This window comes from Streptomyces sp. NPDC102437 (assembly GCF_044765565.1).
Taxonomy (GTDB): Bacteria; Actinomycetota; Actinomycetes; order Streptomycetales; family Streptomycetaceae; genus Streptomyces.
This window is the reverse complement of the sequence record NZ_JBIWKI010000003.1, coordinates 33,921-55,531: the sequence shown is the minus strand read 5'-3', so window position 1 is coordinate 55,531 and position 21,611 is coordinate 33,921. Positions and strand designations below refer to the sequence as shown.

The 21,611-nt window shown below is 69.0% G+C and carries 18 protein-coding genes and 2 pseudogenes; 8 read left to right on the top strand and 12 right to left on the bottom strand.

The annotated features are described in order from the left end of the window. Positions 1-4: 4 nt before the first annotated feature. Complete coding sequence (gene polX, locus ACIRJP_RS05225; protein ID WP_404168310.1) at positions 5-1,732, bottom strand: DNA polymerase/3'-5' exonuclease PolX; 1,728 nt, start codon at positions 1,730-1,732, stop codon at positions 5-7. A 112-nt stretch (positions 1,733-1,844) separates the two neighbouring features. Between polX and ACIRJP_RS05220 the strand changes: the two genes are divergently transcribed. Then, positions 1,845-3,269, top strand: a complete 1,425-nt coding sequence (locus ACIRJP_RS05220; RefSeq protein WP_404168308.1) for an RtcB family protein — start codon at positions 1,845-1,847, stop codon at positions 3,267-3,269. A 277-nt stretch (positions 3,270-3,546) separates the two neighbouring features. On the opposite strand, the gene ACIRJP_RS05215 is transcribed toward ACIRJP_RS05220, so the two are convergent. From ACIRJP_RS05215 to ACIRJP_RS05190, 6 genes are all read right to left on the bottom strand, one after another. Further along, positions 3,547-3,681, bottom strand: a complete 135-nt coding sequence (locus ACIRJP_RS05215; protein ID WP_404168306.1) for a CBS domain-containing protein — start codon at positions 3,679-3,681, stop codon at positions 3,547-3,549. A gap of 10 nt (positions 3,682-3,691) precedes the next feature. After that, entirely contained in the window at positions 3,692-3,886 is a 195-nt protein-coding gene (locus ACIRJP_RS05210) for a hypothetical protein (protein ID WP_404168304.1), read from the bottom strand. A 97-nt stretch (positions 3,887-3,983) separates the two neighbouring features. Next, complete coding sequence (locus tag ACIRJP_RS05205) at positions 3,984-5,456, bottom strand: AAA family ATPase (protein ID WP_404168951.1); 1,473 nt, start codon at positions 5,454-5,456, stop codon at positions 3,984-3,986. Positions 5,457-5,559: 103 nt separating this feature from the next. Continuing rightward, positions 5,560-6,426 carry a universal stress protein gene (locus tag ACIRJP_RS05200; protein ID WP_404168302.1) on the bottom strand — a complete coding sequence of 289 codons (867 nt, stop codon included), beginning with the start codon at positions 6,424-6,426 and terminating at the stop codon, positions 5,560-5,562. Between the two features lie 1,042 nt (positions 6,427-7,468). Beyond that, complete coding sequence (locus ACIRJP_RS05195; protein ID WP_404168300.1) at positions 7,469-8,500, bottom strand: 1-phosphofructokinase family hexose kinase; 1,032 nt, start codon at positions 8,498-8,500, stop codon at positions 7,469-7,471. 367 nt (positions 8,501-8,867) lie between these two features. Next, positions 8,868-9,026 (bottom strand): hypothetical protein, encoded by a 159-nt coding sequence (locus tag ACIRJP_RS05190; protein WP_404168298.1) that lies wholly within the window; start codon positions 9,024-9,026, stop codon positions 8,868-8,870. 305 nt (positions 9,027-9,331) lie between these two features. Here ACIRJP_RS05190 and ACIRJP_RS05185 point away from each other — a divergent pair. Next, positions 9,332-9,649, top strand: a pseudogene (locus tag ACIRJP_RS05185) (hypothetical protein); the annotation flags it as partial. A gap of 119 nt (positions 9,650-9,768) precedes the next feature. On the opposite strand, the gene ACIRJP_RS05180 reads toward ACIRJP_RS05185, so the two are convergent. From ACIRJP_RS05180 to ACIRJP_RS05165, 4 genes and pseudogenes are all read right to left on the bottom strand, one after another. After that, positions 9,769-11,304 carry a DUF1254 domain-containing protein gene (locus tag ACIRJP_RS05180; protein WP_404168296.1) on the bottom strand — a complete coding sequence of 512 codons (1,536 nt, stop codon included), beginning with the start codon at positions 11,302-11,304 and terminating at the stop codon, positions 9,769-9,771. A gap of 422 nt (positions 11,305-11,726) precedes the next feature. Continuing rightward, a complete protein-coding gene (locus ACIRJP_RS05175; protein WP_404168294.1) occupies positions 11,727-12,170 on the bottom strand; it encodes a hypothetical protein in 444 nt (147 codons plus the stop codon). A 330-nt stretch (positions 12,171-12,500) separates the two neighbouring features. Then, complete coding sequence (locus ACIRJP_RS05170; RefSeq protein ID WP_404168292.1) at positions 12,501-12,833, bottom strand: biotin/lipoyl-containing protein; 333 nt, start codon at positions 12,831-12,833, stop codon at positions 12,501-12,503. A 176-nt stretch (positions 12,834-13,009) separates the two neighbouring features. Further along, positions 13,010-13,186, bottom strand: a pseudogene (locus ACIRJP_RS05165) (IS6 family transposase); the annotation flags it as partial. Between the two features lie 551 nt (positions 13,187-13,737). Between ACIRJP_RS05165 and ACIRJP_RS05160 the strand changes: the two are divergent. Then, positions 13,738-15,534, top strand: a complete 1,797-nt coding sequence (locus ACIRJP_RS05160; protein WP_404168290.1) for a multicopper oxidase family protein — start codon at positions 13,738-13,740, stop codon at positions 15,532-15,534. Between the two features lie 664 nt (positions 15,535-16,198). Here ACIRJP_RS05160 and ACIRJP_RS05155 read toward each other — a convergent pair. After that, a complete protein-coding gene (locus tag ACIRJP_RS05155; RefSeq protein ID WP_404168288.1) occupies positions 16,199-16,702 on the bottom strand; it encodes a hydrogenase maturation protease in 504 nt (167 codons plus the stop codon). Between the two features lie 176 nt (positions 16,703-16,878). Between ACIRJP_RS05155 and ACIRJP_RS05150 the strand changes: the two genes are divergently transcribed. The 5 genes from ACIRJP_RS05150 to ACIRJP_RS05130 are packed head-to-tail and all read left to right on the top strand — an operon-like array spanning position 16,879 to position 21,478. Further along, positions 16,879-18,039 (top strand): 4Fe-4S dicluster domain-containing protein, encoded by a 1,161-nt coding sequence (locus tag ACIRJP_RS05150; protein ID WP_404168286.1) that lies wholly within the window; start codon positions 16,879-16,881, stop codon positions 18,037-18,039. Further along, positions 18,036-18,494, top strand: coding sequence for a Crp/Fnr family transcriptional regulator (locus ACIRJP_RS05145; RefSeq protein ID WP_404168284.1), 459 nt, complete (start codon positions 18,036-18,038; stop codon positions 18,492-18,494). The genes ACIRJP_RS05150 and ACIRJP_RS05145 overlap by 4 nt, the downstream gene beginning before the upstream one ends. Further along, the gene (locus ACIRJP_RS05140) at positions 18,494-19,330 is read left to right on the top strand and encodes an FAD/NAD(P)-binding protein (RefSeq protein WP_404168282.1); all 837 of its coding nucleotides are present in this window, start codon (positions 18,494-18,496) and stop codon (positions 19,328-19,330) included. Before ACIRJP_RS05145 ends, ACIRJP_RS05140 begins: the two co-directional genes overlap by 1 nt. Position 19,331: 1 nt before the next feature. Then, positions 19,332-20,114 (top strand): oxidoreductase, encoded by a 783-nt coding sequence (locus ACIRJP_RS05135; protein ID WP_404168280.1) that lies wholly within the window; start codon positions 19,332-19,334, stop codon positions 20,112-20,114. Beyond that, the gene (locus ACIRJP_RS05130) at positions 20,111-21,478 is read left to right on the top strand and encodes a Ni/Fe hydrogenase subunit alpha (RefSeq protein ID WP_404168278.1); all 1,368 of its coding nucleotides are present in this window, start codon (positions 20,111-20,113) and stop codon (positions 21,476-21,478) included. The genes ACIRJP_RS05135 and ACIRJP_RS05130 overlap by 4 nt, the downstream gene beginning before the upstream one ends. Positions 21,479-21,611: the final 133 nt, after the last annotated feature.

Sequence of the window (21,611 nt, the reverse complement as noted above, 5' to 3'; positions counted from 1 at the left end):
CGCCTCAGCCGGATCGGCCCTTCCACAGGAACCGGCGCAGCCGTCGCAGCGGCCAGGTGTTGATCACTTCGTCGGGGGTGAGCCATCCGCGCTGCGCCGTGCCGACGCCGTAGCGGAGGTACGCGAGTTGCGGGATGGAGTGGGCGTCGGTGCCGATGGCGAACTTCACCCCGTGACTTCTGGCGCGGAGGATGTCCTCGTCGCCGAGGTCGAGACGGTCGGGCTGGGCATTGATCTCCAAGGCCGTGCCGGTGCGGGCGCAGGCGGCGAACACCTCGTCGAAGTCAGCGTCGACGCCCGGCCGCTTGCCCAGCAGCCGGGTCGTGGGGTGGCCGATGACATTGACGTGGGGGTTCGCGCAGGCGCGGACGAGCCGCCGGGTCATCGCCGCCCGGTCGAGGCCGAAGTGGGAGTGCACCGAGGCCACGCAGATGTCGAAGCCGGCGAGGAACGCGTCGGGCCAGTCCGTCTCGCCGTCCGGACCGATGTTGAGCTCGGTGCCGTGCAGGAGGCGCATCCGGTGGTGCCTGCCGTCCAGAGCCCGGACAAGCTCGCGCTGGTCCAGGACCTTCTCGTCGGTCATGCGCTGCATGGACAGGTCCGGCGCGTGGTCGGTGATCGCGTAGTACGCGTATCCCCGTGCGGCGGCCGCTGTCACCATGTCCTCCAGCGGAGCGAGGCCGTCGGTGAGGTCGGTGTGGGTGTGCAGGTCGCCCCTGATGTCGTTCTCCGTCACCATCTCGGGCAGCTCGCCGCGCAGGCCGGCTTGGATCTCCCCGCGGTCCTCGCGCAGGGTGGGTGGGATCCACGGCAGGCCGAGCCGGGCGTACACCTCCTCCTCGGTCCGGGAGGCGATCAGGTCTTCGCTCTCCGCGTCGAACAGCCCGTACTCGGACAGCTTCAGCCCGGCGTGGACGGCGATCGTGCGGGTGTGGATGTTGTGCGCCTTCGAGCCGGTGAAGTACTGCAGGGCGGCGCCCCATGAGTCCGGTCGCACCACGCGCAGGTCGACCTGGATGCCGTCGACGGTGCGGACGGAGGTCTTCTTGGCGCCGTGGACGAGGACCTCGGCAGTGGAGGGCAGCTCGGTGAGCGCGTCCATGAAGGGGGCCGACCGGCTGGCGGCGACCAGGATGTCGAGGTCGCCGATGGTCTCCCGCATACGGCGCAGCGATCCCGCGTACGCGCAGTTCTCGCAGCCCGCCACCCCGGACAGCTCCGTGACGATCTCCTCGGCCGCTTCCATGGCCGCGCTTAGCAGGATGCGCCCGCCCGCCTGCCGCAGGAGGGCGATGCCGTGCAGGATGTTCGCCTCGGTCTTCTCCCCGAACCCGCACAGATCACGCAGTTTCTCCGCCCTGATGGCGTCGGCCAGCTCGTCCACCGAGGAGATGTGCAGATCCTTGTAGAGCGTCATCGCCTTCCGGGGGCCCAGGGTGGGGATGCTCATGAGCTGCCGCACCCCGGCCGGGATCCGCGCCCGCCGCTCCTCGACCACCGCGACCTTGCCGCTGCGGAAGTACTCGACGACCTTGTCGGCGATCGACCTGCCGACGCCCGGGATCTCCCGCAGGCCCGCGGCGTCGAGGCGGGACACGTCGGCGGGGTGGCCGCCGATCGCGCGGGCCGCCTTCTCGTAGGCGCGCGCCTTGAACGCCTCGCCTCCGGTGATGGCGATGAGGTCCGCGTACTCCTGAAGGAGCGCTTCGGCCTCCTCGTTGGGCCGGACCACGCCTTCCAGTTTATGAACCGGGGGCACGCCGCGCTTGCCGCGCTCTCCGGTGGGCGAAGCCGTGACGCCGAGTGTCTACTGGAAGTCACGGGCCCGGGAAGGGACGACGGGCATGGACATCAACCTGGTGGAGGAGACCCCGGTCCGGTTCCGCGTTGAGCGGCGGGACCCGATGCGCGTTCCTGGCGTCGTCTTCGCGACGCGGGTGCTGCTGCCGCGGGCGGCCGGGGACAAGGCACTGGAGCAGGTCGCGAACGTGGCCACGCTGCCCGGCATCGTCCGCGCCTCGTACGCCATGCCCGACGTGCACTGGGGATATGGGTTTCCCATCGGCGGCGTGGCGGCCACGGACATCGACGCCGGTGGGGTGATCTCGCCCGGCGGAGTGGGGTTCGACATCTCCTGCGGCGTTCGGCTGCTCGCCGCCGACATCGACCGCGGCGCGCTGGCTCCCCGGACGCGGCGCCTGATGGACATCCTCGGCGACACGGTCCCGCGGGGCCTGGGCCCGGGCGGGCTGTGGAAACTGTCCGGACAGCCGCAGTTGGAGGAGCTCATGGTTGCCGGCGGCTCCTACGCTGTCGAGCACGGCCGGGGTGTGCCCCGAGACCTGGAACGCTGCGAGGACCGCGGGACGCTGGCGGGTGCCGATCCGTCGCAGGTCGGCCAACGGGCCGTGGACCGGGGGCTCCAGCAGGTGGGGAGCCTTGGGTCGGCCAATCATTTCCTGGAGGTGCAGGCGGTGGAACGGGTGTACGACGAGCCGGTCGCGACCGCCTTCGGTCTGCACGCCGGCCAGGTGTGCGTCATGATCCACTGCGGTTCGCGCGGCCTGGGGCACCAGGTGTGCAGCGACCACGTCCGTGGCATGGACCAGTCGTTGGGCTCTTTCGGCATCCGGCTGCCGGACCGGCAGCTGGCCTGCGCCCCCGTCGTCTCCACCCCTGGCCGCGCCTACCTCGGGGCGATGGCGGCGGCCGCCAACTACGGCCGCGCCAACCGGCAGGTGCTCACCGAAGCCGCGCGCCATGCCTTCACCGTCGCCGCCGGGGTGAGTCTGGACCTCGTCTACGACGTCTCTCACAACATGGCGAAGATCGAGACCCACTACGTGGACGGCGTACGGCGCCGGCTGTGCGTCCACCGCAAGGGCGCCACCCGGGCTCTGCCGCCCGGACACCCGGACCTACCGGACGACCTCGCGGAGGCCGGGCAGCCGGTCCTGGTCCCTGGCACCATGGGCACGGCCTCGTACGTCATGGCCGGCGCTGTCGGCAACGACGCCTTCTGGTCCTCTGCCCACGGCGCCGGACGCGTCTGGAGCCGCCACCAGGCGCTGCGCCGGGTCCGCGGCGAGGAACTGCACGACGAGCTGGAGTCCCACGGCATCGCGGTCCGGCCGAAGTCCTGGCGGGCGCTCGCCGAGGAGGCGCCCGACGCCTACAAGGACGTCGACGCCGTGGCCGCCGCCACGGAGGGCGCGGGGCTCGCCACGCTGGTCGCCCGCCTGGTACCGCTCGGGGTCGTCAAGGGATGACGGACAGGAGGTCCGCCAGGCGGCACCGACAGGTGTGGTCAGGCCCCGCGCAAACCCGTGTCCCCCGAGGGCGGCCCGGGTCGTTCCTCGAGGACGCTCCAGGCGACCGGGCCGAGCAGGTCGGCCAAACGCTGGAAGACGTCGATGAGTGCTCGTCCACGGTCAAGACGCCCACGACCCGATGATCGTCGAGGACGGGCAGGCGACGGACCCCGGACCTGCGGAAGTGCCGGTAGGGCACGTGAACGTCATCAGCGAATCGGCCACCTCGTGTGCGTCAGCGGAGGATCTCACCTTCGGTGAGCATCACGGATCCGATCCCGTATTCGGCCATCTCGCGAGCGACTTGCCCCAGCGGTGTTCCGGTCGGCACGGACACCGCCGGATGGCTCATCGCTTCGGAGACCTTCATCGTCGGGCTCCTACAGCCCCTGGGACAGCAGCAGTTCGTGTGCCAGTCGGGCGCCGCGAGCTGCCTGCTTCCCCATCTCGGTGTCCTCTGAAGGGATTTCCTCCAGTCCTTCGGCCAGCGCTCTGACGGCCTGGGCCAGGATCTGCACCTGGGACTCCAGGATGCGCAGCCTCTCGTGCTCGTTCGGGGCGATGCTCTCCGACATGTCGTCTCCTTTCGCGGGGTAACGAGGGATGGGCTCTTCCGGTCGTGGGGGGGGGTGAGTCGTGCTGTGGGCTCGGTCGCAGTGGTGTCTTCCGCTGCTAGTCCGGCTCCATATAGGGGCGGCGGAAGACCAGGGGGCCGGTGTCGTGCGGACGCACGGCTGCCAGCGCCTGGGAGACGGCGGCCTCCAGGGGGCCACTGGTGTTGATCGTGACGGCTTCCGCCCACGGCGGCTCCCGCTCCGCCATGGCGAGCGCCACATCGAGGTCGGCATCGGAGGGGCCGGCGGCGCGGTCTTCCAGGCGGTCCGCCTTCATCTCGTCTGGGATCCGGCAGTGCAGGGCCACGAGGTCGGCGCTGGTGCGTTCGGCCACGCGGTGGGCGGCCTCGCGCTGTCCGGCGTTCGACCAGGTGGCGTCCAGGATGACGGACTCGCCGCGGGTCAGCAGCGTGGCAGCGCGTTCCAGCAGGGCGGCGTAGGTCGTGGCGGTCCACTCGGGCGTGTACAGGCCCTCGCCGTACGGTGCGGAAGCGGGCCGGTCCGCCGGGACCCCGGCGAGTTCCTTGCGCAGACGGTCGCTGCTGAGCAGTGTGACGCCCAGACGGTCGGCCAGTGCTCCGGAGAGCGTGGACTTCCCGCTGCCGGGGAGTCCTCCTACGAGGATCAGGCCGACGGCGGAGGCGCGCAGGTGCCGCAGGGTCGAGGTGATCAGCCGCCGTGCGGTGAGGTCGGCGTCGCGCGCGCCTTGGCGGGCCTGGATCAGGGAGACCTTGGCACGGACGAAGGCGCGGTAGGCGACGTAGTGGTGCCTCAGGGACGGCGGCGCGGGGTCGCCGGAATACTCGGTGTACCGGGCGAGGAAGAACGCCGCCAGATCGGGGGCGTCGAGCTGTTCCAGGTCCATGGCGAGGAAGGCGGCGTCGTCGAGGCCGTCGACAGAGCGCAGGCGGTCGTCGAACTCCAGACAGTCCAGGACGCGGGGGCCGTCGTCGAGGCAGAAGATGTCCTCGGCGAGCAGATCGCCGTGCCCGTCGACGATCCGGCCCTGCTCGAGGCGCGTCTCGAACAACCGCTCACGGCCGGCGAGATAGCGGCGGACCAGCCGCTCGACCTCCTCCAGGCCCTCCGGAACGCGGCCTTCCACGGCCATCTCACGCACCTGCGTGAAGCTTGCCTCCCAGCGCGACGACAGGGCGTCCCGGGTGCCCTGCGCCTCAATGTCGGGCGTGCGGGGTGCGCTCGCGTGGTGGGTCGCGAGCAGTCGGGCGACGGCCCGCAGGGCATCGTCGACGACCGCGCCGTCTCGTACGAGCCTGGACAGGCGGCGCTCGGCCGGCATGCGGCGCATGGCCACGAGAGGCTCGGGCGCCTCCGCGCCCGGGACGCGGATCTCGCCCACACTCAGGTAGACGTCCGGGGCGAAGCGGCGGTTGAGAGCGACCTCCCGCTCGCACGCGATCCGCCGCGCCTCCACGGTGCTGTAGTTCAGGAACGTCAGGTCGACCGGCTTCTTGAGTTTGTAGGCGCGATCGCCGACGAAGAACACGACCGCGGTGTGGGTCTCGCGCACCCCCGACCGCGGAGGCGCACCGGTGTCAAAGGCGGCGCCCGGCCGGAGCGTGGCAGTGTGCTCCTGGCGCACCGTCGCGATCAGCTCGTTCAACGGGGTCGGCTCAGTCATGAGGGACGACGGCGACAGGACAACGCGCGTGGTGCAGGGCGGCATGGGCCACGGGACCGAGGTGTGGTGCGAGCGGGGGGCGGTGCTTGCGCCGGCCGACGACCAGCAGCTCGGCCCCTTCGGCGGCGCCCACGACGGCCTCGGCCGGGCTTTCGAGCCGGATGGCACCGACCGGCTCCACGCCGGGGAACTTCTCGCGCCAGGGGCGCAGGACCTGATCCAGCTGCTTTTGCGCATCCTCCGTGATCTCCTTGACGATGTCGTGGTCCACGCCCCACGGAGTGTACGCATGGAGCGGCAGACTTCGGCCGTGCACGACCTGGAGAGGCACGCCGCGGCTTGCGGCGGCCTCGAAGGTGAAGGCGAGGAGGTCGTCACAGGGGCCGTGCAGTTTCAGCGCGACCACAACGCCGCCGGGGGCGGGCGAGGTGCGCTTTTCTCGGGGCTCGGGACGGACCAGGACCACGGGCCGCGTGGCCCGTGCCACGACGGCCATGCTGACGGAGCCGAGAAAGTAGCTCTCGGCGGAGGTCAGGCCGCGCGAACCCAGCACGGTCAGTTCGGCCTCCGATGCCGCCTTCACCAGCGCGTCCTGCGCGTCGTCGGCGACCAGGTTGCCGACGATCAGGAGGCCCGGGTGGCGGGCCTGGAGTTCCGCCTGCGCCTTGTGCACAAGCCGCTTCGCCCAGTAGTTCTGATCGATCTCCGACGCGGCGCGGACCGGCTCGGGCGCGAGCATGGGCCAGGCGTGCGTCAGACGCAGCGTGACCCTGCGCCGCTCGGCCTCGTCGGCCGCCCAATGAGCGGCCGCCATGCTTTGGGGCGAGCCGTCCAGGCCGACCATAACGACTGGCTCCATGGCAACTGCCTCCGATCGAACGACGCCGCGGGGAGGAGCACACGGGCGTCGGCGTCTGAGCACCGAAGCACGCCTCTTCCTCCCATTCGAGGAGTACCCCAGATCGTCCGGCCGCGCATGCGGGCCGCGACGGGATCCGATTCGGGAGCGCTGCGGCGTCGTGGCTGTGCGCCGGAGGGCTCGGTAGGTCCCTGGAAGCCGTGCCCCGTTCGGCCCCTTTCCGGGCCCGTCCGGCACTCGGGGAGCACGCCGACGGGCGCCAGAGTGGGGTGACAAGTCGATCCACGTCGCAAGGAGCGAACGTTACATGCCGACCGACATGGAATGCCCGTCGCAGCTTCTTCCCCGAGTTCGCCGACGTCAGGGACTGCTCGGCGATCTTCCCCGCTTCCCGATGTGGCGTACGGCTTTCGGTCGGCACGCCATTCCGATCGAGGTGGCGAGCGCGGAAGCGGCCTGCGCCTGCGGCGCACCGAGGCCGCCACCCTGGACGACTGGGAGAGCGAGTGGGCCGTCGTGGAACCGTTGTGGACCCACCGTGGGCGCAACTGAACCGGTCCGGAGTGGTGAGTACCGTGCGGTGTCCTCGGTAGTCGGCAACCCTGGTAGCCGCGGGCGGTGAAGCCGGTCACCGCTGCTTCAGCCACCGAACGCCGTGGTCGGCCCGCTCCGCGACGGCCTGATCCCACCCGCAACGGGATCCAGTCCGCCACAACAACCAGTCCGATCCACGACCTCAGGCACCGACTGCGCTGGTCACGCCGGCGCCGCCGACACCAAGCCCGCGCACGCCATTACCGCAGCCACCCGGCGGTGAAGATCAAGATCCACGGCTGGAATATCGACCGGGGACTCGGTGCCGTGTTTCGCGCCGCCTGTCCGTCGGGCCGGTGACTCTGCTGCCGATACCACCAGTTGCCCTGCTACTCGGGATAGTCACGGCGCTGACGAAGGCGGTGGCCAGCTGGTACGCGCGTGGCGGGAAGGCGCGGGGCGCCGGGGACGACTGCGGGCCGGCACGGCACTCAAAGCACGCGAGTTCTCATCCATGGGCCTGGAACTTGCTCTTCACCTTGGGGCGGAGCGATTGGGCCACTTCCGGGGCGAAGGGCTCGGTGCTGGGGGTGAGCATCGCTGCGGCGGCCACGGCCACCCCCAGGGCGCAGGCGCTGACGGGGTCGTCGCCGGCGGTCAGCCGTGCGGCGATGGCGGCCACCATGCCGTCTCCCGCGCCGGCATCGCTCAACGGCTCGCCGGGCAGCGGTGGCGCGTGCAGTTCGGTGTGGCCGTGGCCGGTCGAGCACACCGCGCCCAGCGCTCCCACCGTGGTGACGGCGACTTGGGCGGCTCCTGTGGTGAGCAGGTGCTCGTTGACGCCTCGGGCGTCGTCGAAACTGAGGATGTCCCGGCCGGTCAGGCTCGCGGCCTCTGTCCGGTTGCACCTGAGGAGGTAGACGCCTTCCGTGAGTGCTCCGTTGAGCGCCGGCCCGGAGGTGTCCAGGATCAGCCGGGATCCGGCTTCCTTGATACGGCGGGCGACGATGGCGTAGAAGGCGGCGGGCAAGCCGCCGGGCAAGCTGCCGCTGGCCACGACGTACGGGCAATGGCCGGCGGCCCGCTCCAGTGCGTCGAGGCACCGCAGCCCCTCGTCTTCGCGCAGTCGCGGGCCGGGCGGCACGATGTGGTAGCTGTGACGCGATTCGGTCTCGAACAGCACGAGTGCTTCGCGGGTCTCTTCCTCGATGTCGACGGCGACATGGTCGACGCCTTCTTCGTCCAGCAGCCGGTTCAGACGCAGGCCGACCTCGCCTCCGGCGGTGTGGACGGCAGTGGCCCGTCCTGCGAGCAGCACCACACCACGGGCCACGTTGATCCCTCCGCCCCCGGCAGCCACCGACCTCACCCAGGCACGGTTCTTGCCGATGCCCATCAGGTGCCCGACCTCCCAGGCGAGATCGACGGTGGGGTTGATCGTCAGGGTGAGTACTGACGGCCCGGCGGCTTTACTCAGCGAGCCCCTTTCACTGCCGGTCTTCCTGGCAGGAGTGGGGGTCGGCGTTGCGCGGGCGCTCATCGTGGTACCCGGGCGGTCGGGCCCATCCGGGCTCGGCGTGCCGTCTGCTGGACATGGCCTTGCGTCATCGCGCCCACCTCCGCGCACAGGGAGACGACTTGCTTCCCATGCTGAGGCAGCGCGAGGTCACCCGCATGCTGGCCCCGCCCAGCCCACCATGTATTCGGTGTTCAGAGCCCCGACCTCAGTGTGCCGGGAAGGCGGACCGCTGCGGGTTGTTGTCCGGGTGGGTGCTTCCAGGCGCTGGATCGGGCACTCGCCGGGTTGGTGCGGGGGCGGGCTGACCGTCGATGTCGTTGCACCGGGCGGTCAAGGCAGCTTCCGTGGGGGAAGCCGGAGGGGGAGAGGAAGAAGGTCTCCCTGCTGCTCAAAAAAAGTGCGTCGGCAACGCCGTCGCGGTGAACACGTGGATGCAGCCGTCGATCGCTGCGTTGCGGTGCGTATTGGTTTGGGGCAGCAGTGGTGGCGCCATCTGGAATTCGTGGCCGGTGTACCGATCGGGGTCGTCATCGTCGGCGGGTCCCACAGCCCGGCGGTACCGTCACATAGCGCAGGCCCGCCACGAGGAGGAGCGCGCCTGCCGCAACGTCGGTATGCCTTGATGATGTGCTGACGCAGACAGTGAATTCTGGTCGGAGGAGTGCCGTGGAAAGCATCCCTCCCTGGGCGCCTCGACACCGTCCGGCCCTGACGCGGTGCTACCGCTCGGCGGTGACAACCGGTGTATGAGCGGCCGGAATCCGCAGCAGCCGGTCACGAAGGCGGGGAGGCAGGCCGTCTCGTGCGGCCGGGCCCGGTGTGGTGGCTCGGTGCCGGCCTGGTGGTGGGGGCTACGGGGACAGGCTCATCCTGTACGGCTGCGGCGACCTCGTCGACGACTATGAGGGTATCGGCGGATACGAGAGCTACCGGGACGACCTGCGGGTGCTGTACCTGGTCTCGGTGGAGGCGGACACCGGCCGACTGGTCGACGCGCGGATGGTGCCCCTGCAGGCACGCAGGATGCGGCTGGAACACGCCTCACCCGAGGACACCGAGTGGCTCCGCGCCGTCCTCGACAGGCACAGCCGGGAGTTCGGCACCCGTGTCGACGGCGGGCCCGACGGCACGCTCAGGCTGCGGCCCCTGCGCGCCGGGCAGCGCACATGACGTGGACCTCAGGCTCTCCGACAAACAGGACGCGCAGTGGCGAGAGAGCGACGGTGATGGCCATACCGGTGGAATTCACCGCCCCAGGCTGCGAAGGCAGCTGGGTGACCTGCCTCCCGTCAACCGACACGGGTGATCGGAGGGCAGTGCCACCGTGCGTCGATGACCTCGGGCCTTGGGAGGTACATGCGCAGTGCCACGTACCAGATGCCCTGCTGTGGCGTGGGCAGCCAGTTGGAGTCCCTGCCCGGCCCCGGTGAGTCCGGTTGCAGGTAGAGGGTCAGGCCGCCGTCGGCCTCTCTGACCAGCCCCTGGGTGCGATCTCCGATGGAGTACCGGTCGATCGGATTAGGGATCAGGTTCCGGTCCTCGTCGTATACGGTCAGCGACCAGAACGCGTCGACCGGAGGCAGCGTCCCCGCCTCGTAGCGGAGCTCGTAACGGCCGGTGGTCAGTGTTTCGTCAGCGCTGTCGGTGAAGGCTGCCAGGTAGACCGCTTCCTCGGGATCGTTGATGGCGACGCCCACCAGGGACTGCTCCGCGGCCCTCCTGAGGAAGTCGTCCCCGAAGTGCCCGATCTGCGGGGGAGGGTACCGCCAGCCGTTGATGAGCTCGCCCCACTGGCCACTGAGCAGCTGCTGTTCAAGCATGGGCACGGCGGTGGCGGCGGCCCGGATCAGGCTCTCCTTCACCGGCTCCGGTTGTGCCTCGACGTCCATCCCCGGGCCGACGCCGATCTCCGCGAACTGCCGGAGCAGGACATCGTGGTGCTTCGGCAGAGGGTTCTCGGCCAGCGCCGCGTTGAGCGTCTTCCACGGCCCGAGCGGATCCTGGGCGGGGTCGACCGGTACCGGTACGTCGCGGCGTTCCGGGAGCGTGACGCCCTCCTCACCGAACAGGTGGAGCGGCGTCAACTGGTACTGCTGCTGCAGCGCGTGGACGGTCGGTAGGTCGTCCACACCCTCCACGAGGGTCCGCCCGACCACCAGGACCCACGGAGTGGGGGCGGTCGCCGTGCGGCGCACACCCTGCGGGAGGTCCCCGGTCCAGTCCGGGCCGATGAGGGCGAAGTCGCCGGCCTCCGACCCCGTCGCCCGCATGCCCACGTAGTCGTAGTTGTCGGAAGTGAAGGCGACCAGTTCGAAGGTGAAGTAGCGGTCGCTCATGTCCGGGTGCGAGAGAATGAGGGGCTCCTCGCGCAGGTCCACCCACGCCCAGGAGTACAGCGTGTCGTTGTTGGGGGACACGCCCTCCCGGTCCGAGGCGTCCCAGAGCCTGCTCGCATGCCAGAAGTGGTTGACGGGCGCGTAGGGCGTCGTTTCCGTCTTGGGCTTCTGGGTCACCCAGCGGTGGCGAAGCACGGCGTTGTAGATGTATGGGAAGCCGTAGACGAAGGCCTGTTCCCCGAGTGTGTACGCGTACTCGCGCCGCCAGTCGTCCATCCGGCCGGTCAGCGACGGCTTTACCGAGTGCCATGCCACAGGCAGGGCCCGCGTCATCTTCCTGGCGCGGTCAATGGTCGCCCCCGTGTGACGTACGGCAGCCGCGGTGGCCTTTCCGGTGGCGGCCGCCGCCTGGCCGATATCCGTTGCCGCCTCGGCGAGATCGTGCCGCAGGCGTCGTATGGGACGGTTGCCGGTAGCTGAGGACGCCATTACCGCATTCCTCTCATATGGCTGGACAGCGCGCTTGTTGCCACCACGTGAGCTGAGGAAGCCAGGGCCTTCGACGATGCGTCCCGGCCCTCCCGGTGCACGTCAAAAGGCGGCCTTCTGCGCCATGCTCCATGGGTTACCAGGCCCAGCTGCTCCAATGCACCTACTCCTTCGAGTAGATCACCGCGTCCGCCCCCCGGCAACCGGGCCCGGCAGGTCATGGCGCACGGTCCCCTGGTCCCCCGTTCAAGGGTGGTGAGGAGCGGGATCGTCTCGTTGTCATCACCCGTCACTCAGCGCGCCTGTTGATGCGTCAGAGCCTCTCGATTCCAGAAGCCGACCTCATCTTTCCGCTTCCTGGTTACAGCTACACGGAGCACCAGGGCGAAGGTGAAGGACAGGCCGAAGAGGGCTCAGAGACGTCAGCCATCACCGCGTCTTGGAGCCCGCCCGGGCAGTGGCCAACCGAGACCTCTTGGCTCACTCCTGCGACCCTGCTGCTTCCCCGTCACCGCTTCCCCGACTTGGATCCGCAGCGGGCCGGGGAGGTCCCGCCGACCTATGAGGAGCTGACTCTTCGCTATACCCGGGTGCGGGAGACCGAGCGCGATCTGGATCCGTCGGCTGCGGCGCGATTGATGGAGCGGCTGGCGGTTGACCAGGCTTGGGTCCTCGGCCTGGACCACCCCGACCCCGTTCAGAGCCGCCACATGTGTGCGTTCGGCGGCCATGGTGGCCCGGCGGGGGTAGAAGTAGGTCCGGTCGGGCGGGAGTTCGCGCTCCGTACCAGCCAGCACCTCGTCGTGGTCGACAGCCACCGGTCGGCGCAGCGCCCACTGGTGGTCCAACTCTGTCAGCGGGACCATTCTCAGAGGGAGGAGCCTGCTGGTCCTTGGTGGCGTGACATGAGCGCAGCATTGTCGTGACTGAGCGGTGTCCGCGATTCCCGCAGCACGGCGGCCCTGCCCGAGCAGTTGTCGCGAAGGCCTGAGCCACGCGCGGGGCCGTCTGACGGCGACGGCAGCCGATCAGAGGATTCCACGACCACGACCACGGACCGGATCGACCGCGCACGCAGTCGATCCGGTCCTGTGCTTGACTGATCCACTCTTCGTTGCTGGCCGCATGCTGGGCCGCGCACGTCGCCATCCGCAGCTTTCGGGTACCCGCGAGGACGGGGCAGCTTTCCCACGCCGTCACGTCGTACCCGTAGGCCGCACAGAACTGGTCGTACAGCCCGACTCGTCTGCCGCCACTTCGGCGGCTGCGGGGGAGTCCTGCTTTGCGGGCGTGCCTCCGCCTTCGATCACGGCGAGCGGTGTCCCCATGGGTACGCGAGTTCCTGGCGGGACGAGCAGGCGTCCCACGGTGCCGGATGCGAAGCACTCGACCTCGATGGCCGCCTTGTCGGTCTCCACGACCGCCACGGCATCGCCCTTCCGGACCCGGTCGCCGGGGCTCACGAGCCACTCCTGGAGCACGCCTTCGTTCATGTCCGCGCCGAGCGAGGGCATGGTGAACTCGGTCATCTCAGCCCGCCCTCCCGGTGGCCGGCTGTTGTTCCGCCTCGCCGGGACCGGTCGGCGTGGGGTCGCCGACCGCGCGGCGTGCGGCAGCGACGATTCCGCCGACCTGGGGCAGCGCGGCCTCCTCCAGCCTGCGCGCCCGGGGCGGGGCTGTCGGCGGCGTAGCGCGCCGGCGCCTGGCCGAACTTCAGACACCAACGGCGTACGGTCTTGTGGGAGACGGTCCTGCCGCGCTGGAGCATGCGCTCCTCCACCTCACGGAAGCTCAGCGGGAACCGGAAGTACAGCCACACGCGGTACGAGATGACCTCGACCGGGTGTCGGTGCCCCTTGTGCGACGGCGGCGCACCCGCCACAGACGGCTTCCCTGACCTGATCAACCCGGCGATCAAACCACGGGCCAGTCAACTGACAGCGCCGTCCCTGTGCCTTGCGAATCAGGCCGTGGCCGGCTGAAGAGGATCTTTTCGGATCCAGTCAGCTGATTGCCTGTCATCGGCTCCGAACCAATGGGGTGACAGGAGGCGTGCTCCCTCGCTCCTGACACGAACCCGGCATCCATAGCGACTTAAATGCACACAGAAGAAATCAAAGAACCTCGCCAAGGGCAGCCTCTGGAGGTCCGGCACGCGCGGGTCCGAGCCCGGTACTCGGACGACGGTTACGCGCTGGTCGCCGGATACGTCCCATGGAGCGCTGCCCGGACCGCGAGGTTCTGCAAGCTGCGACATTTGATGGTGTCCGCAATCGGTGGAGGATGTACGTGGTCACGAGACGGCGTGTCGTGCAGGCGGCGTTCGGCGGAACGCTCGCGCTCCTTCCGGCGGCCTACGCGACTCCGCGCCTCCTCGAGCCCAGCAGCAAGGGCATTCTGGATCCGGGAAAAGTAGACAAATACATTACGCCGTTGGTCGTCCCGCCCGTCATGCCGCGGGCCGGGGGCGGCGTCGCTGATCACATCGACCGCTACGAGATCGGCGTGCGACAGTTCCGGCAGCAAGTGCTGCCCGCCGGCCTGCCGGCGACGACCGTGTGGGGGTACGGATCAACCCTGCATACGCGTAGCTTCCACTACCCCGCGTTCACCATCGAGGCCCGTGCCGGAACGCCTGTCCGTGTGAGGTGGAAGAACCAGCTGCTCGACCGCAAAGGCCGTTACCTGCCGCACCTGCTGCCGGTCGACCCCACACTGCACTGGGCGAACCCTCCGGGCGGAACACCGGCCCGGGACTCACGTCCCCGATTCCGCTCGACGCCAGGGCCGTACACGGGCCCGGTGCCGATCGTGCCGCACCTGCATGGCGGGAAGAACTCGGAGGAGAGCGACGGCTACACCGAAGCCTGGTACCTTCCCGGCGCGCTTGACCTTCCTGCGGGATACGCGGAAGTCGGCTCGTTCTACAAGGAGTTCAAGGAGAAGTTCGAGGACCGGTTCGGCGATGCCTGGGGCCGGGGGGACGCCGTGTTCCAGTACGCCAACGCGGAGAGGCCCTCGACCTTCTGGTTCCACGATCACGCCCTGGGCGTCACACGGCTGAATGTCTACGCCGGACTGGCAGGGTTCTACCTTCTGCGGGGAGGACCCGCGGACCTTCCTGTCGGGGCATTGCCCGGTCCCGCGCCCAGAGCTGGTGATTCGCCCGGCCGGAAGTACTACGAGATCCCTCTCGCCATCCAGGACCGCTCATTCCACGCCGACGGCAGCTTGTTCTATCCGGCCGGACGCACTGCCTTCGATGGATTCAAGGGCCCCTACATCCCGGACAGCGACATCTCCCCGATCTGGAACCCTGAGTTCTTCGGGAACACGATGGTGATCAACGGGAGCACCTGGCCGGTCCTTCAAGTCGAACCGCGCCGCTACCGCTTCAGGCTTCTCAACGGATGCAACTCGCGGTACCTGATCCTCAAGATCGTCACCCGCCCACTCGCCGACCGCCCCGTGACGCCCGCCCTCCCCTTCTGCCAGATCGGCAGCGAGGGGGGCTTCCTTCCCACGCCCGTATGGCGCGACCAGGTGCTCATCGCTCCCGCCGAGCGCGCCGACGTAATCGTCGACTTCGCATCCGTAACGGTCGGGACCGAGCTGTATCTGATCAACGAGGGCCCCGACAAAGCATTCCAGGGCGGGAAGGCAGGTACGGACTACTCCCCGGCGGACCCTGCCACCACCGGGCAAGTCATGAAGTTCGTCATCGAAGCACTCACCTCACCGGACACGACCGTGCCACCGTCCCAGCTGTCTCTTCCGCCGTTCGAACCGTTGGGCAAGGCGAGCCGTATCCGACGTCTTTCCCTCAGTGAACAGAATTCCGCATCGCTGCCACATGTCGGACCCCGGCAAATGCTGCTCGGTACCCTGGACCGGAACGGGGCCCCGGCGCCCATGCGCTGGGACGACCCCGTTACGGAGAATCCGGCCCTGGGCGCGACCGAGATCTGGGAGATTCACAACTTCACGAAGGACGCACACCCGATCCACGTCCACGAAGTCCAGTTCCAAGTTCTCGACCGGCAACAGGCCGGCCGTGCGGCCCGGCCTGCCGAGCCGTGGGAGAACGGGTTCAAGGACACAGCAGTCGCCTACCCGGGTGCCGTGACGAGGCTGAAGGCGACGTTCGACCGGGCAGGCCGGTATGTCTGGCACTGTCACATGCTCGAACACGAAGACAACGAAATGATGCGCCCCTACACCGTCGGATGACAACGGAAGAGGTTCAGCAGCTCGGATGTACCTCTGTACCTCGGAGCGCTTCCCTGGAGCAAGATCAGCCCGAGCGGGAACCGGCGACAGGGCGGCACCGGGCACCGTCGCGCGGCTCGGTTCGGCTGGGTGGTGGGCGCCTCGTGGTGACCGCTGTCCTGGCCACTGCCTTCCGGCGGCGCGAGCTGGTGGAGGCGTACCACTTGATCCCTCGGGTGTTGAGGTTCCCCCATTGGTAGGGCAACGGGGCTGAGTACCGGCGACGATCAGTACGGCGGCCGCGAGGAACTGCTCCGCACCCCGGCGGTGCGGCTTCCGGGAGCGCGCAGACAGCCGAGAAGGCCGCACCTCGGGCAGCGCACCGGCCGTGGCGGCACGCGGCGCAGGACGAAGATCGCAGTGACGGGCCGTACGGCCGCAAGAACAGTGCCGATCAGCCGTGGTGGCGAGGGAAGAGGGGCCGTGATCGCTACGACACCTGGGACTTGGCGGTGGGGTGGGCCTCTTGCCCCACGCATACCTGATCCCGCCTGGTGGCGAATCCCGAGGGCCTACGCCGTTGTTGGGGCCGTCCGTCGGCCAAGAGATTCGCAGCCATCCACGCTGATCACGTGCGAGTTTCCGAGAAAAGGGGGCATAGATGTCGCATGCAGCCGGTTCGCACCTACCTGCTATTGGCAGGACCTGCGTGCAGCGAGATTTCTGTCGCGATCCATTCGGCAAGCGGCTCCACGATGGCTGCGACGGGTGCTGACAGGCCGATGCCCAGGCTGCTGTTGGCTGCCTCGATGGCGTAGACGACCAGCTGTCCGGGCAGGCGGTCCAGTTGGCGGGCGAGTTCGACGGCATCGAGGAGTCCGAGCCCGTGGGAACTTGTCGCAGTGCCTGTCTGTGACATCTGCCCGTCATCCACTTTCAGGCGATGCAGCCGACCGGGGAGCCCGGGGTGTGCGTGTGCGGCGTCCACCAGGATGGCGAGGTCGGCGTCTTCCCACAGTGTGATCAGATAGGCGGGGTCGCCAGCGCACACCAGAAGGGCGGTTCCACTCGGCAGTGGCCGTTCCTCGGCCCGTTCTGCCAGCCGGGCCACGACGGCCAAGCCCACACCGTCGTCGTGGCGGAACTCGTTACCGACACCGATGACAGCGATTCGCGCAGTGAGGTTCACGTTTTCACCCCTTCCCGCCGCACGGGCTCGCCAGTGGTACCGGCCCGCGCGGGGGCCGTACAGGGTGACGTACACAGCCACCTGGACCACGCAGGGGCCGGGCGGCCCATGCCGGGCAGCGGGTCCGTGCACATACTGGCCGGGCAAGCATCATCGGTGGCGTCGGAAGGTTGGCGATGGCGGACGACGGCGGCATGGCCGCGGTGATCGGCAAGGACGGTCTGGAGGCGCTGATCACGGTCCTGGCCGGGCGCGGTCGTACGGTTGTGGGACCGACCGTACGTGATGGGGCGATCGTCCTGTCCGAGATCTCCAGCGGCGCGGAACTCCCCTACGGCTGGGGAGTCGAGTTGGAGGCAGGTATCTATCGGCTTCGTGCCCGCGAGGACGGTGCCGTGTTCGCGCACAGCGCGGGCCCTCAGTCCTGGAAGACGTTTTTGCATCCACCTCGGGAACGGCAGTGGACGGCCGATCGCGATGCCGACGGCGAACTGATGGTGGCCGAGGACCGGACACCACCGCCGGCGTACGCGTTCCTCGGTGTGCGCCCCTGCGACCTGAGGGCCATTGCGATCCAGGACCGGGTGCTGACCGGCGGGATGTACAGCGACCCGGCGTATCGCGGGCGTCGCGAGCGGGCCTTCCTGGTCGCGGCGGAGTGTACCGAGCCGGGTGCGACCTGCTTCTGTGTGTCCATGGGCACCGGGCCGGCCGTGGGGCCCGGCTACGACCTGGCGCTGACCGAGGTGCTCGATTCCGACGGCCACCGCTTCCTGGTGCGGATCGGGACCGAGGAGGGAGAGTCGGTCCTGGCCGAGCTGCCCCACCGTCCCGCCGACGCCGCGACTCGGACCGTGGCGAGCGAGCGTGTCGCCGACGCGGCGGATCGTATGGGTCGCAGCATGCCGCTGGTTGACCTGCAGGTGCTGATGCGTGAGACGCTCACGGCCGAGCGCTGGGATGACGTCGCCGCCCGCTGCCTGACCTGCGGAAACTGCACCATGGTCTGCCCGACGTGCTTCTGCACCACCACTGAGGACGTCACGGACCTCACCGGAGACCACGCCGAGCGGTGGCGGCGCTGGGAGTCCTGCTTCGACCTGGACTTCTCCCACCTGCAGGCGGGGCCGGTCCGCAACTCCTCGCGTAGTCGCTACCGGCAGTGGGCCACCCACAAACTCGGGACCTGGTATGACCAGTTCGACAGTTCCGGGTGCGTCGGCTGCGGGCGCTGCATCGTATGGTGCCCGGTCGGGATCGACATCACCGAGGAGGCCCATGCGCTGAACCTGGAACGCGAGGCCGCCCTGCCGGAGTCGGGGCAGGGCCCGTCATGACCGTTGTCCGCCATGGGTTTCTCGGCGCTCTCTCGCCCGGCCACCGCGAGCGGCTGACCACGTTCGCTCACGACGTCTCCTTCCCTGGTGGCACCCGTATTTTCGATGAGGGCGGTGCGGCCGACCGGTTCTGGATCATCCGTTCCGGGCTCGTTGCGCTCGACGTTCACGTTCCGGGCCGGCGCGAGGCGGTCCTGGAGACCCTTGGGGAAGGCGATCTGCTGGGCTGGTCCTGGTTGTTCGAGCCCTACCGCTGGCACTTGGGCGCGCAGGCCCGCAGCACCGTTTCGGCGTTCGAGTTCGACGCGGAGCGGGTCCGAGCCGCGTGTGTTGAGTATCCGCCGTTCGGCTTGGCGTTGACCAACTGTGTTGCGCAGGTGATTGCACGACGGCTGAAGTCCACCCGATTCCGCCTGCTCGACCTGTACGGCCCTCCCGACACCGGTGAGTCGTGATGACTGCTGCCTCACCATTGACTGCCCGGCCAGAAACTGTCCCTACTCCGTACCGGGTGGTGGAACGCGAGGCCGAGACGCCCGACACTGCCACGATCGTCCTGGAACCAGTCCGCTCGGCCCTGCAGCCCTTCGTTCCTGGGCAGTTCGCGATGGTGTACGCCTTCGGCGTCGGCGATATCCCGTTGTCGGTCTCCGGGATCGACGGGCGGCGGCTGACGCACACCGTCCGTTCGGTCGGAGCGGTGTCTGGCGTGCTGAGCGGGCTGCGGCGTGGTGCCACCGTCGGGGTGCGTGGCCCGTTCGGCACCGGCTGGGAACTCTCTGCCGCAGCGGGAAACGACCTGCTCGTCGTGGCTGGAGGCATCGGTCTGGCGCCGCTGCGCCCGCTCGTACGCGACGCGCTCGCCGCACCGGAGCGCTACGGACGGCTGAACGTTCTCATCGGAGCGCGCACGCCCCACGAACTGCTCTACACCGAGGATGTCCGTGGCTGGCAGCCGGCCGCCCGGGTCTTGACCACCGTGGACCGCGCGGACCCGCCGTGGCGGGGCGAGGTCGGCGTCGTCACGAGCCTGCTCGACCGGGCTGCCTTCGGCCCCGGGACGTCGGCGGCGTTCATCTGCGGCCCCGAGCCGATGATTCGGGCCGCCGCCGGCGAACTGGTGCACCGCGGCGTCGATCCGGAGCAGATCCGGGTCTCGCTGGAACGCAATATGCACTGTGCCACCGGCCACTGCGGACACTGCCAGCTCGGCCCCCTCCTCCTCTGCCGCGACGGCCCCGTCCTCAGCTGGGCCAAGGCCCAACCCCTTCTCATGGTCAGGGAGTTGTGAAGTGGCAGCGAGTGATCGCCCGAGCCTCGCCGTCTGGAAGTTCGCCTCCTGCGACGGATGCCAGCTCACGCTGTTGGACTGCGAGGACGAACTCCTCGGCATCGCCGAGAGGGTGGAGATCTCACACTTCCTGGAGGCTTCCAGTGCCGACGCACCGGGCCCGTACGACCTGTCGCTGGTCGAGGGATCGGTGACCACCCAGCAGGATGTCGACCGGATCCAGCACATCCGGGCCGTCTCCAAGCGGTTGGTGACCATCGGGGCGTGCGCCACCGCAGGCGGCATCCAGGCGCTGCGCAACTACGCGGACGTCGCCGACTTCCAGGCTGCCGTCTATGCCAGACCGGACTACGTCGAGACGCTCGCCACCTCCACACCCATCAGCGCCCATGTTCCTGTGGACTTCGAGCTGCGCGGCTGCCCCATCGACCGCGGCCAGCTGGTGGAGGTCATCACCGCCTACCTGGCCGAACGCAAACCCGACGTACCAGCGCACAGCGTCTGCTTCGAGTGCAAACAGCGCGGCACGGTATGCGTGACGGTAGCCCACGGTACGCCCTGCCTGGGGCCGGTCACCCACGCCGGATGCGGTGCGCTCTGCCCCGTGTACGGACGCGGCTGTTACGGCTGCTTCGGCCCGTCCAACTCGACCAACTTCCCCTCGTTCGTCCCCCTCCTGCGTCGCGATGGCATGAACACTCTCGAGGTGGTGCGGGTGCTGCGCACCTTCAATACCGCCGCTCCCGAGTTCGACGAGGCATCCCGGAAGGAACTGGAAGAGTGACCCACCGCCGCTCAAGGCTGTTGAAAGTCGGATCGCTCGCCCGCGTCGAGGGTGAAGGCGCACTGCATCTGCGCTTGGACGGCAGCAAGGTCACCGAGGCACGGCTGGCGATCTACGAACCGCCACGCTTCTTCGAGGCATTCCTGCGCGGGCGCTCCTACACCGAGCCGCCTGATATCACTTCCCGGGTGTGCGGGATCTGCCCCATCGCGTACCAGATGAGTGCTTGCCGGGCGATCGAGGACGCCTGCGGCGTCGTCGTGGGCGGGCCGCTGGCAGCGCTGCGCCGACTGCTCTACTGCGGTGAATGGATCGAGAGCCAGACGCTGCACATCTACCTCCTTCACGCGCCCGACTTCTTCGGCTGCGACAGCGTCATCGACCTCGCACGCACCCGGCGCGCCGACATCGAACGCGGCCTTCGGCTCAAACAAGCCGGCAACGCGATCCTCGAACTGCTGGGCGGTCGGGCGATTCACCCGATCAATGTCCGTCTCGGTGGCTTTCACCGCACCCCGACCACGGACGAACTGCGCCCGCTGGCAGAGCGGTTGCACCGGGCCCGGGACGACGCGGCCCAAACCGTACGGTGGGTGGCCGGCTTCGAGTTCCCCGACGCCGGATGCGACAACGACCTGTTCGCCCTGTCCGAGCCCGGAACCTACGCCATCGAATCCGGCACCCCGACCGTCATGGCCGCGCCACACACCGCCGACCTTCCCCCCGAATCCGACCGCGCGCTGCCCACCCGCACCTTCGGGGTCCACGACTTCGGCGCCCATGTCGCCGAGAGCCAGCTACCCCACTCCACCGCCCTCCACTCCTTGCTGGACAACCGCCGCCATCTCACCGGCTCACTCGCCCGGTATGCCATCAGCGGCCGCTGGCTGTCCCCGATTGCCCTCCAGGCCGCCCACGACGCCGGGCTCGGCGACCCTCTGCAGGGCACCGTCTGTCGAAACCCCTTCCGCAGCATCATCGTCCGAGCGGTTGAGGTGCTCTACGCGGTCGACGAGGCGCTGCGGATCATCGACGCCTACGAAGCCCCGCCGCGCCCCTACGTCGACGTGCCCTCACGAGCCGGTACCGGGCACGGGGCGACTGAGGCGCCGCGCGGTCTCCTGTACCACCGCTACACCCTCGACTCCGAAGGGCTCGTCACCGACGCCAGCCTTGTCCCGCCGACCGCGCAGAACCTGGGTGCGGTCGAGGAGGACCTCCGCCGCGTCGTGCAGGCACGCCTGGAAGAGGGCGACTCCACCGACGCGGAGCTGACCGCTCTGTGCGAACGGGCGGTCCGTAATTACGACCCGTGCATCTCGTGCTCGGCCCACTTTCTCAACCTCAGCGTCGAGCGAACCTGAAGGTCGGACAAAGGAGGCGTGCGGATCGACGAGCCACGTCACCGATCCCGCGTCGGCCGCCGCACCGACGTCGCTCATTGCAGCTGTACTGCAACAGCCGTCCCTGTACCTAGGTGCAGGTCAGCCGCGCCCG